The sequence below is a fragment of the Klebsiella sp. Q11 genome, assembly GCF_964241505.1.
Classification (GTDB): Bacteria; Pseudomonadota; Gammaproteobacteria; order Enterobacterales; family Enterobacteriaceae; genus Klebsiella; species Klebsiella michiganensis.
On record NZ_CAXSXW010000020.1, the window covers coordinates 100,468 to 116,866 of the forward strand.

Annotated in this window: 15 protein-coding genes; 13 read left to right on the forward strand and 2 right to left on the reverse strand. The window is 56.6% G+C overall.

The window, feature by feature from the left end; translation table 11 throughout:
- Positions 1-30: 30 nt before the first annotated feature.
- The 10 genes from cutD (at position 31) to trpS (ending at position 8,093) form a co-directional block, all read left to right on the forward strand.
- The gene (gene cutD / locus ACESQ2_RS25810; protein WP_016807794.1) at positions 31-978 is read left to right on the forward strand and encodes a choline TMA-lyase-activating enzyme; all 948 of its coding nucleotides are present in this window, start codon (positions 31-33) and stop codon (positions 976-978) included.
- A 12-nt stretch (positions 979-990) separates the two neighbouring features.
- The gene (locus tag ACESQ2_RS25815) at positions 991-1,413 is read left to right on the forward strand and encodes a BMC domain-containing protein (protein ID WP_004098223.1); all 423 of its coding nucleotides are present in this window, start codon (positions 991-993) and stop codon (positions 1,411-1,413) included.
- A complete protein-coding gene (locus ACESQ2_RS25820) occupies positions 1,410-2,030 on the forward strand; it encodes a phosphate propanoyltransferase (protein ID WP_014227746.1) in 621 nt (206 codons plus the stop codon). The genes ACESQ2_RS25815 and ACESQ2_RS25820 overlap by 4 nt, the downstream gene beginning before the upstream one ends.
- 12 nt (positions 2,031-2,042) lie before the next feature.
- Positions 2,043-2,729 (forward strand): hypothetical protein, encoded by a 687-nt coding sequence (locus ACESQ2_RS25825; protein ID WP_049069958.1) that lies wholly within the window; start codon positions 2,043-2,045, stop codon positions 2,727-2,729.
- 19 nt (positions 2,730-2,748) lie between these two features.
- The gene (locus ACESQ2_RS25830) at positions 2,749-3,162 is read left to right on the forward strand and encodes a multidrug efflux SMR transporter (RefSeq protein ID WP_014227744.1); all 414 of its coding nucleotides are present in this window, start codon (positions 2,749-2,751) and stop codon (positions 3,160-3,162) included.
- Between the two features lie 17 nt (positions 3,163-3,179).
- Entirely contained in the window at positions 3,180-3,509 is a 330-nt protein-coding gene (locus ACESQ2_RS25835; protein WP_004098219.1) for a multidrug efflux SMR transporter, read from the forward strand.
- 241 nt (positions 3,510-3,750) lie between these two features.
- Positions 3,751-3,846 (forward strand): tryptophanase leader peptide, encoded by a 96-nt coding sequence (gene tnaC, locus ACESQ2_RS25840; RefSeq protein ID WP_004098218.1) that lies wholly within the window; start codon positions 3,751-3,753, stop codon positions 3,844-3,846.
- A gap of 123 nt (positions 3,847-3,969) precedes the next feature.
- Positions 3,970-5,358, forward strand: coding sequence for a tryptophanase (tnaA, locus tag ACESQ2_RS25845; RefSeq protein ID WP_004128455.1), 1,389 nt, complete (start codon positions 3,970-3,972; stop codon positions 5,356-5,358).
- 264 nt (positions 5,359-5,622) lie between these two features.
- Entirely contained in the window at positions 5,623-6,879 is a 1,257-nt protein-coding gene (mtr, locus tag ACESQ2_RS25850) for a tryptophan permease (RefSeq protein ID WP_004098211.1), read from the forward strand.
- A gap of 206 nt (positions 6,880-7,085) precedes the next feature.
- Positions 7,086-8,093: a tryptophan--tRNA ligase gene (trpS, locus tag ACESQ2_RS25855; protein WP_047724640.1), complete on the forward strand. Its 1,008-nt coding sequence runs from the start codon at positions 7,086-7,088 to the stop codon at positions 8,091-8,093.
- A gap of 404 nt (positions 8,094-8,497) precedes the next feature.
- On the opposite strand, the gene ACESQ2_RS25860 is transcribed toward trpS, so the two are convergent.
- Positions 8,498-9,895, reverse strand: a complete 1,398-nt coding sequence (locus ACESQ2_RS25860; protein WP_046878027.1) for a diguanylate cyclase — start codon at positions 9,893-9,895, stop codon at positions 8,498-8,500.
- A gap of 533 nt (positions 9,896-10,428) precedes the next feature.
- Here ACESQ2_RS25860 and ACESQ2_RS25865 point away from each other — a divergent pair.
- Genes ACESQ2_RS25865 through ACESQ2_RS25875 form a run of 3 tightly spaced genes read left to right on the forward strand, consistent with a single transcriptional unit; the run spans position 10,429 to position 15,346 of the window.
- A complete protein-coding gene (locus ACESQ2_RS25865) occupies positions 10,429-11,496 on the forward strand; it encodes an HlyD family secretion protein (protein ID WP_004098195.1) in 1,068 nt (355 codons plus the stop codon).
- Entirely contained in the window at positions 11,493-14,222 is a 2,730-nt protein-coding gene (gene rbbA / locus ACESQ2_RS25870) for a ribosome-associated ATPase/putative transporter RbbA (protein ID WP_373171543.1), read from the forward strand. The genes ACESQ2_RS25865 and rbbA overlap by 4 nt, the downstream gene beginning before the upstream one ends.
- Entirely contained in the window at positions 14,222-15,346 is a 1,125-nt protein-coding gene (locus ACESQ2_RS25875; protein ID WP_373171544.1) for an ABC transporter permease, read from the forward strand. Before rbbA ends, ACESQ2_RS25875 begins: the two co-directional genes overlap by 1 nt.
- Positions 15,347-15,385: 39 nt before the next feature.
- Here ACESQ2_RS25875 and ACESQ2_RS25880 read toward each other — a convergent pair whose 3' ends face one another.
- A complete protein-coding gene (locus ACESQ2_RS25880) occupies positions 15,386-15,703 on the reverse strand; it encodes a hypothetical protein (protein ID WP_014227738.1) in 318 nt (105 codons plus the stop codon).
- Positions 15,704-16,399 lie beyond the last annotated feature (696 nt).

Consider the following 16,399-nt stretch of genomic DNA (forward strand, 5'->3'; position numbering starts at 1 on the left):
GATGTCCCGATCGTATTTCTGGAGGTAAATGTGAGCGCAAAACAAGAACTAACCGGGCGAATATTCAATATTCAGAAATATTCGATCTATGACGGCGATGGGATCCGCACGCTGGTTTTTTTCAAAGGCTGCAATATTCGCTGCCCGTGGTGCGCTAACCCGGAAGGGCTGAATAGCCAGTTTCAGGTGATGTTCTCACAGGATAAATGCATTAACTGCGGCGACTGCGTCAACGTCTGCCCGGCGGGAATTCATTATCGGGCGGAAGAAAACGGCGAAATGAAGCATTTCGTCAACCGTAATAAAGACTGTATCGGCTGCCGCAAGTGCGAAGAGATCTGCACCCAGAACGCGCTGGATATTATGGGCAAAGATGTCACCGTCAGCGAACTGATGGAGATCATCATGCAGGACTACGACTTTTATATCTCCTCCGGCGGCGGCGTCACCATCGGCGGCGGGGAAATGAGCCTGCAGACCGATTTTGCCGTCGCGCTCTTTAGCGAATGCAAAAAGATGATGCTCAATACCGCCGTGGAAACGCAGGGCACTACGCCGCTGGCTAATTATCAAAAGCTGGCGCCGGTGACCGACACCTTCTTATTCGATATTAAGCAAATTAACAGCGAGCACCATAAAGCATTATTTGGCATCGGTAACGAAGGCATTCGCCGCAACCTGGAGTGGCTGGTGGACTCCGGCGCTAACGTCATTATCCGCATGCCGCTGGTTCGCGGCTATAACGACTCGTTCGATGCCATTACCGGGGCCATTGATTACGTACAAAAGCTGGCGAAGCGCGGAAATATCCGCCGCATCGATATGCTGCCGTACCACCAGCTCGGGCGCAAAAAATATGAGCGCCTCGATATGCCTTACCCCATCGCCCGGGACCCAACTTATTCCGCCGAGGAGTTAGACCGGCTGGAAACGTTCTTCACGCAGTTTGATTTTGATATTCGCTTAGTCCGCCATTAACAGGAGCCGACAATGAAAAGTTTAGGCGTAATTGAAACGCGAGGGTTAGTTGCCGCCGTTCAGGCCGTGGATGCCGCCTGCAAAAGCGCAGGCGTGTCCTGCATTGGCTACCGCAAAGTCGGTTCGGGGCTGGTGAGCGTCTGCTTTGAAGGGGAGATCAGCGCGATTCACACCGCTATCGAACGCGGCGTGGCCGTCGCCGCGCTCATCGACCCGCAGGTCAAATCCCTGACGATCGCCCGTCCGGAGCGCAGCGTCGTGGACGCCCTCAGCACCCTGAAAGGCCGTCCGCCGCGCGCGGAAGCTGCCGCGCCGCTTGAGGCTGAAGCCGTCGCGCCCGCCGCTGTAGAAACAAGGGAACCCACTGAACCCGCCGCCGCGCCTGCGCCGACGGAAGATAAAAACGCGGCGATGAGGAAAGGGAAGAAGGCATGATCGACACCCTGCTCCATGAAAAAATCGCCGCCCGCCTGAGCCACGCTGCTCCGGCTATCCCGGTCGGCATCTCTAACCGCCACGTCCATCTGGCGCAGCAGGACGTCGAAGCGCTGTTTGGCAAGGGCTACGTCCTGACGCCGTTTAAGCCGCTGCGCCAGCCGGGGCAGTTCGCGGCCCAGGAGTGCGTCACCGTGGTCGGTCCGAAGGGCTCACTCAGTAACGTTCGCGTCCTCGGCCCAACCCGCCCGGTATCGCAGCTGGAAATCTCCCGCGCCGACTGCTTTACCCTCGGCATCAAAGCGCCGGTTCGCGAATCCGGCCAGCTGGAGAACGCGGGCAGCGCGCTGCTGATCGGCCCGGCAGGCCACGTTGAACTGCGATCGCAGGTGATCTGCGCCTGGCGGCATATCCATATGTCGCCGCAGGATGCCCGCCAGCTGAACGTCGCCAACGGCCAGAAGGTTAGCGTCCGCAGCGACGGCGAACGCCAGCTGACCTTTGATGAAGTGGTGGTGCGGGTACGCGAAGACTTCGCGCTGGAGTTTCATATTGATACCGAAGAGGCCAACGCCGCCGGCTTGAAAAACGGCGCGCAGGTCACGCTCATCGGCTAACGGAGGCTCGCCATGACCGACCAACAGATGGAAGACCTGGTTGAACGCGTTATGCAGCGTCTGCGGCCGCCGGTACTGGTGATGGTGACCGCTGCGGCGGGCTACCGGCACGCTATTCGCCAGCGGCTGGCCGGCTGCGGCGAGAGCCTGCACCTGGCGCTGGATAGCGGGATTGACGACGGAGAGCAGTGGCGGGCTATCGGTAAAACGCTGCCGGCGGCCGACTGGCAACAGGGGCTGCCTTCGGCCTCGTATAAGGCGCTGCTGCTGCCGTTTCTCGACTACCCGCTGGCGGCGGATCTGGTGAAGGGTTCCCTGCACGGTCCGGTTACCCGCCGCGTGCACGATGCCCTGCTGAGCGGCCTGCCGGTGCTGGCGCTGCGCTATCACTGCGATCCCGCCAGCGAGCTTAACCAGCTGCGCGGGGCGCAGCCTGATAGCGCTTACGCCGGGCATATGCAGGCCACGCTGGCCCGCCTGGCCGAATGCGGCATCGCGCTGTGCACCATGAACGAATTGCTGGAGAAGCTGGCGTCGGGTCGCGGAGCGGCGGCGCCGTCGGCGAGCGGTCCGCGGCGTTATCTCACTGTCACAGACGTAGTGAATAATCCGGCGCTGGCCTGTGCCCCTGAAGCGCAGTTGACCGATGCCGCTATCGATTTTTTAAAAAACAGAAAAAAAGAACCTTACCTTAAATAGTAAACCCGGAGTTTAACTTATGTCTTCAAAAACAAAGTGTTGGCTATGGATGCTGCTGGTTATCGTTTCCGAAACCTCAGCCACCTCCACCCTCAAAATGTTCGGCAGCAGTGAAGGGATGAGCAAAATGCTGCTGCTCGGGCTGCTGGTGCTGCTGTACTGCACCTGCTACTACTCGCTATCCCGCGCGGTGAAGGATATTCCCGTCGGTCTGGCCTACGCCACCTGGTCCGGTACCGGCATTCTCGTGGTATCGACGCTGGGAATGGCGTTTTACGGCCAGCACCCGGACACCGCCGCCATTATCGGTATGGCGGTTATCGCCAGCGGGATCGTGATCATGAACCTGTTTTCCAAAATGGGTAGCGAAGAGAGCGAGGAAGCGCCCGCGCAGCCGGCCGCTGCATCTCTGGACAAAAAAGTCGCCAACTAACAGAAAAGGAACCGCTTATGTTTAACCTCGGATTTTTATGGCTGGCGCTGTCTATCGGCTCCGAAATCACCGGCACGTCGATGATCAAAAAGACCAATGGCTTCAGCAAGCTGGCGCCGTCGGTGCTGGTGGTCTTCGCCTACGGACTGTGCTACTTCGCCCTCACCCGCGCGATGAGCACCATTCCGGTCGGCGTCGCCTACTCGCTGTGGTGCGGCTTTGGTATCGTCGGCGTCACGATTTGCTCGATGATCCTCTATAAGCAAAAACCGGATATCCCGGCCATCCTCGCCATGGTGCTGATCATCTCCGGCGGCATCATTATGAACGTCTTCTCCAGCATGTAAGTCCCGCCTGCGCCTTCACTGATTGCGGTGAAGGCGCTAAAAACCTCACTCAATAAGCCGTTATTGGCGTAATAAAAAAACAAAAAACCATCGCCTGCTAATCAATAACGCTAAAAAGACGACGAGCGTCAAATTTTTATACTCCGCTTATCGATAAATTATTTTTTGTGATTTTAATCGTGGTTATTTTCTCATTTTACCTTATTTTTATGGCATCCCTTCACCCACAGAGGACGATGTCATGACGCAAAAATCGATTTATCGCCTCATTGCCCAGGGCGGCCTGGACGACTGGTATAATTTAGATCACCGCATCTCCAACGACTTCCCTCGTTAATTCTCCGCTGCTGCTTACTCCCTAAAAAAATTAATTCAGCACTGCGTTTAGTCGCTATTTGTTGCGCTTTTTATTTGTCGCCAAATAGACAAACGCGGCACAGCATCCCCATGGAGAAAATAAATGAAACGTATCCCTGAGCCGTTCCGCATTAAAATGGTCGAAAACATTCGCATGACTACCTTTGACGATCGCGTCAAAGCGCTGGAAGAGGCGGGCTATAACCCGTTTTTGCTCAATAGCCAGGACGTGTATATCGACCTGCTGACCGACTCCGGCACCGGCGCGATGAGCGACCATCAGTGGGCCGGGCTGATGATGGGCGACGAAGCCTACGCCGGGTCGCGTAACTATCAGCATCTGTGCGAAAAGGTCAAAGAGATTATCGGCTATCCGTATACCATTCCCACCCATCAGGGGCGCGGCGCGGAGCAGATTCTGTTCCCGAGCCTGATTGCTCGCCGCAAGTCAGCGCATCCGGTGTTTATTTCCAACTTCCACTTCGATACCACCGCCGCGCACGTGGAGCTCAACGGCGCAAAAGCCATTAACGTGGTGACGCCGAAAGCCTTCGATACCACCTCGTGGTACGACTGGAAAGGCAACTTTGATATTGATTTGCTGAAAGCGACCATCGCCGAACACGGCGCGGAAAACGTGGCGGCGATTATTACCACCGTCACCTGTAACAGCTCCGGCGGCCAGCCGGTATCGCTGGCGAATATGCGCGAGGTGTATCAGATTGCCCGCCAGAATAATATTCCGGTGGTGATCGACTCCGCCCGCTTCTGCGAAAACGCCTGGTTTATTAAACAGCGCGAAGAGGGCTACGCCGATAAATCGGTGAAAGAGATTATTCTTGAGATGTACCAGTACGGCGATATGCTGACCATGTCCGCCAAGAAAGACCCGATGGTGAATATCGGCGGCCTGTGCTGCTTCCGCGATGACGAAGATCTGTTCAACGAAGTGCGCATCCGCTGCGTGCCGATGGAGGGCTTTGTCACCTACGGCGGCCTGGCGGGACGCGATATGGAGGCGCTGGCTATCGGCCTGGAAGAAGGGACCAACGAGGATTACCTCGCTTATCGCATCAATCAGGTGGAATACCTCGGCGAACGCCTGCGCGAAGGCGGCATTCCGATTCAGTATCCGACCGGCGGCCATGCGGTGTTCGTCGATGCTAAGCTGCTGCTGCCGCATATCCCACCGGAGCAGTTCCCGGCGCACGCGCTAAACAACGAGCTGTATCTGGAAGCGGGCATCCGCAGCGTGGAAATCGGCTCCCTGCTGCTGGGCCGCGACCCGCAAACCGGCAAACAGAAGGCGTCGCCGATGGAGCTGCTGCGCCTGACCATTCCGCGTCGGGTTTATACCAACGATCATATGGACTATATCGCTGATGCGCTGATCGCCGTTAAGGCGCGCGCCGCCACGATTAAGGGCCTGACCTTCACCTATGAACCGCCGGTACTGCGCCACTTCGTCGCCAGACTGAAACCGGTGAAATAAACCGCATCACGGCGCTCTCGCAATGAGAGCGCCATTAATTTAATTCCATCTCTTTAAGCTCAATCATTCGGGTTGCGCCGGGTAGCCGTTTTCCCGCAGCCGTTATCTGTACCCTAAATAATTCGAGTTGCAGAAAGGCGGCAAGAGAGTGAACCCCCAGGAGCTTACTGAGGTAAGTGACTGGGGTGAGTGAACGCAGCCAACACATCTGCAGCTTGAAGTATGACGGGTATAATAATTATAGCCACGTGAGGAATGCACCTTATGGCTACACTATCAGTCTCAAAAGCGGTCTCAACTAATACGCCATCGCTAATTGGCGGAGCGATGATTATCGGCGGCACGATTATTGGCGCAGGCATGTTTTCTTTACCGGTGGTGATGTCCGGCGCCTGGTTTTTCTGGTCGCTGCTGGCGCTCATTTTTACCTGGTTTTGCATGCTGCATTCCGGGTTAATGATCCTCGAAGCCAATCTCAATTATCATATTGGCGCCAGCTTCGACACGATTACGAAGGATTTACTGGGAAACGGCTGGAATATTATTAACGGCCTGACCGTCGCCTTTGTTTTATATATCCTGACCTACGCCTATATTTCCGCCAGCGGTTCAGTTATTCAGCATACTTTTGCGCAGATGAACCTCGCGGTTCCCGCACGCCTGGGCGGGCTGGCGTTCGCGCTGGTGGTCGCCTTTATCGTCTGGCTAAGTACGAAAGCGGTAAGCCGGATGACGACTATCGTGCTGGGCGCCAAAATCCTCACCTTCTTTATGACCTTCGGCGGCCTGATGTGGCACGTGGAGCCCGCGATTCTGTTTAACCGTGCGGAGGTCAATGCGTCCTATCTGCCCTACGTCCTGATGACGCTGCCGTTCTGCCTGGCCTCCTTTGGCTATCACGGCAACGTCCCCAGTCTGATGAAGTACTACGGTAAAGATCCGCTTATCATTCGCCGCTGCCTGCTGCTCGGCACGCTGATGGCGCTGGTGCTGTATATCATCTGGCTGGTCGGCACAATGGGCAATATTCCGCGCCCGGCGTTTATCGCTATCGCCGAAAAAGGCGGCAACATCGACGTGCTGGTGCAGACCTTAAGCGGCCTGCTGAACAGTTCGACCCTGGACTTACTGCTGACGGTCTTTTCCAACTTCGCCGTCGCCAGCTCGTTCCTGGGCGTGACTCTTGGCCTGTTTGATTATCTGGCGGATCTGTTTAAGTTTGACGATAGTCGGCTGGGGCGGTTTAAAACCGCGCTGGTGACCTTTCTGCCGCCGATCGCCGGCGGGCTGCTGTGGCCTAACGGTTTTATCTACGCCATTGGTTTCGCCGGCCTCGCCGCCACCGTCTGGGCCGCTATCGTCCCCGCCCTGCTGGCGCGCGCCTCGCGCAGGCGTTTCGGCAGCCCGAACTATCGGGTGTGGGGTGGCAATGCCATGATTATCCTGATTTTGTGCTTCGGCGGCGCCAACGCAATAATTCATATTTTATCCAGCTTTAACCTGCTGCCGGTTTATCGCTGAATAAAAAAGGGCTTTTACTGCTGCGGCTTTTCGTGGCAGGATAAAAAGATGAACAGAAACGTTGTCATCTCTCACCTCCGCCGTTGGTGGCTGCCTGCATAACAGGCGGCAAGATTTGACGTTTCCTCTATTCAAAGCCGCCGGAAGGCGGCTTTGTTGTTTCTGAGTGTCGCCCTTCGGCCTGATAGCATCCTAAGGAGTCACTCATGAACACCAGCCAAACGATCCTGACCGGCGACCGTCCTACCGGCCAGCTGCACCTCGGCCACTACGTCGGTTCCCTGCGCCAGCGCGTGCTGCTCCAGCACGACCACCAGCAGTTTATCCTCGTCGCGGATCTCCAGGGATTGACCGACAACGGCAGCAACCCGCAAAAAATCAGCAGCAATATCCTTGAGGTGATGGCCGATTATCTCGCCGTCGGCATCGATCCGCAGAAGACCACCATTTGCCTGCAATCCGCCCTGCCGGCGCTGGCCGAACTCAGCGCGCTGTATATGAATATCGTCACCGTCGCCCGGGTTGAACGCAATCCGACGGTGAAAAATGAAATCGCCCAGAAGGGATTTTCCCGCTCGCTGCCGGTGGGATTTTTAGCCTATCCCATAAGCCAGGCCGCCGATATTACCGCCTTTAAGGCCGAACTGGTGCCGGTTGGCGACGATCAGCTACCGATGATTGAACAGACCAATGAGATCGTGCACAAAATGAATAGCCTGACGGCGACGCCGATCTTACAGCACTGCAAAGCGCTGCTCAGCGACGTCAGCCGCCTGCCGGGCATCGATGGCAACGCCAAAATGTCGAAATCGCTGGGGAACACGCTCACCCTTTCGGCCAGCGAAGAGGAGATCCACCGCGCGGTCAGCGCCATGTATACCGACCCGAATCACCTGCGGGTCGCCGACCCGGGTCAGACAGAAGGCAACGTGGTATTCACTTATCTCGACGCCTTTCATGCTGATAAGACCTTCGTTGCCGAGATGAAAGCCCACTATCGGCGCGGAGGGCTGGGCGACAGGCAGTGCAAAAACGCGCTGGAGACCTGCTTACAGGAGCTGCTGGCGCCGATACGCGAACGCCGGGCGACCTATATTCAGGATAAAGGCATGCTGCTGGCGCTGCTGCGCCGGGGAAGCGAGCGGGCGCACGAACTGACACAACGGACGCTGCATGAAGTAAAACGCGGCCTGGGGCTGCCGGTGCTGTTTTGAGGCGCGGCGATCTCTCCGCACTGAAATCCGCTGCCACATCTCTCCCGGGGGCGGCGCCTGAGGCGCCTTGCCCGGGCTACAGGTTCACAGCCGTCTGCGGTCAGGTAGCCGGGACAGGCTCAGCGCGCCGCCTCCGGGATGGCGCCCGACCGGCAGATATTCTGCGGTTTATTCCCCGGTGGCGGCTGTCGCCTTACCGGGGCTACGGGTTCACAGCCGTCTGCGATCAGGTAGCCCGGACAGACGCAGCGCGCCGCCTCCGGGATGGCGCCCGACCGGAAGATATTCTGCGGTTTATTCCCCGGTGGCGGCTATCGCCTTACCGGGGCTACGGGTTCACAGCCGTCTGCGATCCGGTAGCCCGGACAGGCGCAGCGCGCCGCCTCCGGGAAGGACCCGGCAGCTTAGTTGCCGTCGCCTTCATGCAGCTTCACGCAGTTGCGCCCATCGCGCTTGGCGACGTACAGCGCGCTGTCGGCATCGCGCAGCAGCAGATTGTAATCCGGATGACCGGTGTGGACGGCGTAGCCGATGCTGGCGGTAATCGAAATCTCATTGTCAGCGCCAACGCTAAACGCCAGCTGGCTGATTTTTTTACGCAGCCGCTCAAGGATAGTAAAGGCTTCCGCCGCGCCGGTCTCCACCAGCACCAGCAGAAACTCCTCGCCGCCGTAGCGGAAGATATAGTCGCTGGATCGAATATTATCGCTGAGCAGCTCCGCAACGTGCTTAATCGCCCGGTCGCCGACCATGTGCCCCCAGCTATCATTGATCTCTTTAAAGTGGTCGATGTCGATAATCGCCACCGTCATCGGCAGTTCATATTCCATCGCCAGCGTCACTTCATGCTTTAGGACAACCGGCAGATAGCGGCGATTCAGCAGGCTGGTCAGCGTATCCTTACCGCTTTGCATCTGCGACAGGCTGCTAAACAGCACCCCCATCTGGCTGCCGATCTGCTGGCAATGGATATGGATCCCCTGCAGCAAAGCCTGCGTGTTTTTATACTCAGAACTCTCAGACGAGGATTTCCAGGCGGATAACAGCGCATCCACCTTGCTAATTAAGTCGGCGATTTCCTGCATTTGCGGATTTTTGTTAAAATAACGCACGCATTTATGGCGGAACCACAGGCCAAATTCAGAATCAGATAATAACGCTCCGTTAATATCGCTTTTATTATCGCTAACGATATTAAAAATAGCGGTATTTTCCCATCCGGAGAGCGAGGCCTGCTGTTTGCCATATTCCAGCGGAACGTTATCCATCAGGCTATACAGGCGGTACGCTTCTTCATTTTTCGTTGCCCGATAGTGCGACAGGGTATAGGCGTGGCACATCATTTCTACCGCCATGTTAATGGCCATGATGGCGTAGTAGATGGCGGCAACGCTGGTCTCGCGATCGAGCTGGCTATCGCGGATATTTTCAATCAGCCCGGCTTTCAGCTGGCGCGCGCCGCGCAGTACCGCCTCTGCCGGGATACCGATGCGTGAATGGATGCTGCCGATCAGGTACTGCCGCTCCGCCAGCGCCTGCAGATTTTCCTTATCGCACATCAGGATATCTTTCACCCACCCGGCCAGCGAGCTGCTGAGCCGCTCCTGAACTAAGTCATAGCTAAGGTGCCGCGCAATGTCCGGGTCCTGGAAAATAAAATCATAAAAACGGGTCGCTAACGCCTCCGCCTGCTGCCCGGCAATATTTTTAAGTACCGCCCTCACTTCCGGCGTCAGGCTGTCGTACAGCGGCAACCACTCCTTAAAAATAATCGAGATATATTTTTGGCTTTCATCTTTCATTGAATAAAGCGCTCGCCCGGCGTGAGTGTATTTTCAGGGCCGGAGATCATACAACAGTTCTCCTGGGGCAACCAGATTAAAAATGCGCCAGTCGCCAGGGAATAATATCCTCTGGTTATTAGCGCTAAGGAATAGCTTATATGTACGATGATTTAATGAAGAACGATTAAGATTATCTGCGCCGGTATCCGGAGCATTAACCCCAATAGGCATTATGGGTAATATTGTTCCATCGCGCTCCTCGCTGTTTTTATGTTAACCCGACAACAAGACCCTGCTTTGTATATGGACATAATCATTGCGGGTGTTAGTATGACATTGACGGTAGCAATAAATATGCGTGTTTCATTTAAGGCGAGGATTGCTGATGATGACCACATTGATCGCACCTCTTTCTGACCGGTTAGCAGCGCTGCAGGCTCCCTGCGCCGGTCGGCCTTATCCCCGATTTCTCCCTTCCCTGAAGAGACGAAACTCCGCCATGCGGAGGAGAAGCGCGCACCACTCAGCCTATGGAACAAAGCGAGTCGCGTATGGACAAAATCAAACGGCGTTGGGTTGGATACGTTATTGGTTTAGCGGTGGTGATTGCCGCAGCGGCATGGTGGATGCTGCGCCCGCCGGGAATTCCTGAGGGCTTTGCCAGCAGTAACGGCAGGATTGAAGCCACAGAAGTCGATATCGCCACCAAAACCGCCGGGCGTATCGACACCATCCTGGTCAAAGAGGGGCAGTTTGTTCGCCAGGGCGACGTGTTGGCCCGTATGGACACCCGGGTACTCAACGAACAACGGCTGGAGGCCGCCGCGCAAATCAAGGAAGCAGAGAGCGCGATTGCCGCCGCGAAAGCCCTGCTCGACCAGCGCCAAAGCGAAATGCGCGCTACGGAAGCGGTGGTGAAGCAGCGGCAGGCGGAGCTGAACTCTTCGGCTAAACGACACGTCCGCTCCAGCACGCTCTCGCAGCGAGGCGCGGTCTCTGCGCAGCAGCTGGATGACGACCAGGCGGCGGCAGAAAGCGCCAGGGCGGCGCTGGAATCCGCCAAAGCGCAGGTCTCTGCCGCCAGGGCCGCGATTGAGGCGGCGCGCACCAGCATCATTCAGGCGCAAACCCGGGTCGAGGCCGCCCAGGCGACCGAACGGCGGATTATCGCCGATATCGACGATAGCGAGCTGAAAGCCCCGCGCGATGGCCGCATTCAGTACCGCGTCGCCGAACCGGGAGAGGTGCTGGCGGCGGGCGGCCGGGTGCTGAATATGGTCGATTTATCCGATGTCTATATGACCTTCTTCCTGCCTACCGAGCAGGCGGGTCTGCTGGCGCTGGGCAGCGAAGCGCGAATTATCCTCGATGCCGCGCCGAATCTGGTGATCCCCGCCAATATCAGCTTTGTCGCCAGCGTGGCGCAGTTTACGCCTAAAACGGTGGAAACCAGCGATGAACGGCTGAAGCTGATGTTCCGCGTAAAAGCCCGTATTCCGCCAGAGCTGCTGGCGGAGCATCTGGAGTATGTGAAGACCGGCCTGCCCGGGATGGCCTGGGTCCGCCTGGATAACCAGCAGGCGTGGCCTGAAGCGCTGACGGTGAGGTTGCCGCAATGAAAACCGTCGCCCGCCTGGAAAACGTCAGCCAGCACTTTGGCGCAACCGTCGCGCTGAAGGACATTACGCTGAGCATTCCCGCTCGCCGTATGGTGGGCCTGATCGGGCCCGACGGCGTGGGCAAGTCCAGCCTGCTATCGCTGATCTCCGGCGCGCGCGTGATTGAGCACGGCAACATTATGGTGCTCGGCGGCGATATGAGCGAGGTACGTCATCGCCAGGACGTCTGCCCGAAAATCGCCTGGATGCCCCAGGGGCTGGGGAAGAACCTCTACCATACCCTGTCGGTCTATGAAAACGTCGATTTCTTCGCCCGTCTGTTCGGCCATGATAAAGCCGAACGCGACATCCGCATCAATGAGCTGCTCCAGAGTACCGGCCTGGCGCCGTTTCGCGACCGCCCGGCAGGAAAACTCTCCGGGGGGATGAAGCAAAAGCTCGGCCTGTGCTGCGCGCTCATTCACGACCCGCAGCTGCTGATCCTCGATGAACCCACCACCGGCGTCGATCCTCTCTCGCGGGCGCAGTTTTGGGATCTGATCGACAGCATCCGCCAGCGTCAGCCGGAGATGAGCGTCCTGGTCGCCACCGCTTACATGGAGGAGGCGGAGCGCTTTGACTGGCTGGTGGCCATGAACGCGGGGGAAGTTCTGGCGACCGGCAGCGCCGATGAGCTTAAAGCGCACACGGCGAGTCAGACGCTGGAACAGGCGTTTATCGCCCTGCTTCCCGAAGCCCAGCGCCTGGCGCATAAAGAGGTGATCATCCCGCCGCGCAATGCCGATGAAAGCGAAATTGCGATTGAAGCGCGTGGGCTAACGATGCGCTTCGGTCAATTTGTCGCCGTTGACCACGTCAACTTTCGCATTGCCCGCGGCGAGATTTTCGGCTTCCTCGGCTCTAACGGCTGCGGCAAATCAACGACCATGAAAATGCTGACCGGGCTGCTACCGGCCAGCGAAGGCGAGGCGTGGCTGTTTAGCCAGCCGGTCGACCCCAGGGATATCGAAACCCGCCGCCGCGTTGGCTATATGTCGCAGGCCTTCTCCCTCTATAGCGAACTGACCGTACGGCAAAACCTTGAGCTGCATGCCCGCCTGTTCCACATCCCGGATGCGGAGATCCCGGGGCGGATCGCCGAAATGAGCCAGCGCTTTATGCTGGAAGAGGTTGAGGACACCCTGCCCGCTTCGCTGCCGCTAGGTATCCGCCAGCGCCTCTCGCTGGCGGTCGCGGTGATCCACCGCCCGGAAATGTTAATCCTTGATGAACCCACCTCCGGCGTCGATCCGGTAGCCCGGGACATGTTCTGGCAGCTGATGGTCGATCTTGCGCGTCAGGACCGGGTGACCATTTTTATCTCCACCCACTTTATGAATGAAGCGGAACGCTGCGATCGCATTTCGCTGATGCATGCCGGAAAAGTGCTGGCCAGCGATACGCCGCAGGCGCTGGTGGAGCAGCGCGGATCGGCCAGCCTTGAAGAGGCGTTTATCGCCTGGCTACAGGAAGCGGCGGATGCCGCACAGCCGCCTGATGTGCAGGCTGCACCGGTTCCCGCGATGGAACATAAAGCCGAAAGCGTGGCGCCGCGTCAGGCGTTCAGCCTGCAGCGCCTGTTTAGCTACAGCCGCCGCGAAGCGCTTGAGCTGCGCCGCGATCCGGTGCGATCGACTCTGGCACTGCTCGGCACCGTGATCCTGATGTTTATTATGGGCTATGGGATCAGTATGGACGTCGAAGATCTGCGGTTTGCGGTGCTCGACCGCGACCAGACCGTCAGCAGCCAGGGCTGGTCGCAAAATATCGCCGGCTCACGCTACTTCATCGAACAGCCGCCGCTGCAAAGCTATAGCGAACTGGACAGAAGAATGCGCAACGGCGAGCTGGCGGTAGCAATTGAAATTCCGCCTAATTTTGGCCGCGATATCGCCCGGGGAACGCCGGTGCAGATTGGCGTGTGGGTGGACGGTGCGATGCCGAACCGCGCGGAGACGGTGCGCGGCTACGTGCAGGCCATGCATCTGGCCTGGCTGCAGGAGATGGCCGGTCGCCAGGCCAGCCCCAATCGCGATACTTCACTGATTTCCATCGAGACCCGCTATCGCTATAACCCGGATGTGAAGAGCCTGCCGGCGATTGTACCGGCGGTGATTCCGCTGCTGTTAATGATGATCCCGGCGATGCTCAGCGCGCTCAGCGTGGTCCGCGAGAAAGAGCTTGGTTCAATCATCAATCTGTACGTGACGCCAACCACCCGCAGCGAATTTCTGCTGGGTAAACAGGTGCCGTATATCGTGCTGGGGATGTTCAACTTCTTCCTGCTCTGCGCGCTGTCGGTCTTTGTTTTTGGCGTACCGCACAAAGGGAGTTTTCTGACGCTCACCCTCGCCGCGCTGCTCTACGTCACTATCGCCACCGGACTTGGCCTGCTGATTTCAACCTTTATGAAAAGCCAGATTGCGGCGATTTTCGGCACCGCGATCATTACGCTTATCCCGGCGACGCAGTTTTCCGGGATGATCGACCCCGTCGCTTCGCTGGAAGGACCCGGGCGCTGGATTGGCCAGATTTATCCAACCAGCCACTTTCTGACCATCGCGCGAGGAACGTTTTCCAAAGCGCTGAATCTGACCGACCTGTGGGGATCCTTTATTCCGCTGCTTATCGCGGTTCCGCTGGTGCTGGGCCTGAGCGTGTGGCTGTTGAAAAAACAGGAGGGATAATGCGCGGACTACGCAATATTTATAATTTGGGGATGAAAGAGCTACGCAGCCTGCTGGGCGATAAAGCGATGCTGACGTTGATTGTCTTTGCTTTTACCGTCTCGGTTTACTCCTCCGCGACCGTTATGCCGGGTTCGCTGCATCTGGCGCCCATCGCTATTGCCGACATGGATAAGTCGCAGCTTTCATCGCGTATCATCAATGGTTTTTACCGGCCCTGGTTTTTGCCTCCGGAGCTGATTACAGCTAATGAGATGGACGCCGGACTGGATGCGGGGCGCTATACTTTCGCCATCAATATTCCGCCGGATTTCCAGCGCGATGTTCTGGCCGGACGCCAGCCCGAGCTACAGGTTAACGTCGACGCGACGCGAATGAGCCAGGCGTTTACCGGCAATAGCTATATCCAGAATATCGTCACCGGCGAGGTGAACAGCTTTGTCGCCCGCTACCGGGACAACGGCACGCTGCCGGTTGAGCTGGCCGTCAGGATGCGTTTTAACCCGAACCTGGAGCAGGAGCGTTTCGGCGCCGTCATGGCAATTATCAACAATATCACCATGCTGGCGATCGTGCTGACCGGCTCGGCGCTGATACGCGAGCGGGAACATGGTACCGTGGAGCACCTGCTGGTTATGCCGGTCACGCCGTTTGAAATCATGATGGCGAAGATATGGTCAATGGGGCTGGTGGTGCTGGTGGTTTCCGGACTCTCCCTGATCCTGATGGTTCAGGGCGTGCTGCAGGTACCGATTGAAGGCTCGATACCGCTCTTTATGCTTGGAGTGGCCCTGAGCCTGTTTGCCACTACCTCAATCGGCATTTTTATGGGCACGGTGGCGCGCTCCATGCCGCAGCTGGGGCTGCTGATGATTCTGGTGCTTTTGCCGCTGCAGATGCTTTCCGGCGGCTCCACGCCCCGGGAAAGTATGCCGCAGGCTGTACAGGATATTATGCTCACCATGCCGACAACCCACTTTGTCAGCCTGGCGCAGGCCATTCTTTATCGAGGCGCTGATTTCTCTATCGTCTGGCCGCAGTTTCTGACGCTGCTGGCTATCGGTGGCGTGTTTTTTACTATCGCCCTACTGCGTTTTCGTAAGACGATCGGGGAAATGGCCTGAGGCAATACCGATGTCGCTCTGCCGGTCGCGGCATCGGCGCTATTTATGGCGATTCATAAAGCGCCGCAGAGCCCAGGTGAATCCCATCGCCATGCTGAACAGGATAAACAGCAGCAGCACCCAGCTGACGGAAATTCTCAGCAGAGCACTTAGCGTCATAAGCGGCTGAAGATACACGGTAAACGAGTGGTCGGTGGGTTTACCCAGAAGAGCCATCAATCCATCCGTTAACCAGACAAGCGCCCGGCAAACCAGCCAGATGATCGCCGGCCAGCAGAGCAGGACCAGAAAGGTAAAACGCTCCCGGATATAATGTATCAGTTGGCGCAAAGGAGGCCAGTTAATCAGAAATTTCATTTATATTCTCATATTGCCAGCCGGTAACATGCACTATTCGTCAAAAGACGTTACCGGGTTAGCTTCCATACAGGCAATGCACCCTATGTTTTTAGCAAATTTGAATTAACTTAAACCAGATCGAGTTAACAAAGTGTTAAGGACACTAAGTCATTTCGCAGAAAAAGTCCAGCTGTTATGCCTGTGTGCTCGGCAGGGGAGAGGGTTTCGTATCTATTTGTTAACCTGATGACTTTAGAATAACTTAAGCGTTATGCGGGTAATATTCTTAATATAATTCCTGTTAAATATTCAGAAACGCGTTTATCTCTATTTTTATTTTCATATAACGTTCATGCTAATTATTTTATTCACAAAATAAATTCTTTGTAGATGAGTTTTCGATAAATAATTGAGTTTAAATAGATCTATGCTATTCGCCGTCACGGCTTTCAGTAGTTTTGCCGGCAAGCTCTCCGCACAATTCATCGCTCTCGTTGTGACGCCAGGTAAAGTTCAAAAAACCTTTTATTTCAAAGCGATATATACTTATTTCGCTTAAGTACTGCGGATGCCCTATCGTGAAAAAGGTCTGGTAAAGGATCCTTGCCGTGCTTTTATACGGGATTTCTCAGGCGATAAAACGCAAAAAGCCCATCCGTCAGGATGGGCTCTTCACTTGTTTGATGCCTGGCAGTTCCCTACTCTCACATGGGG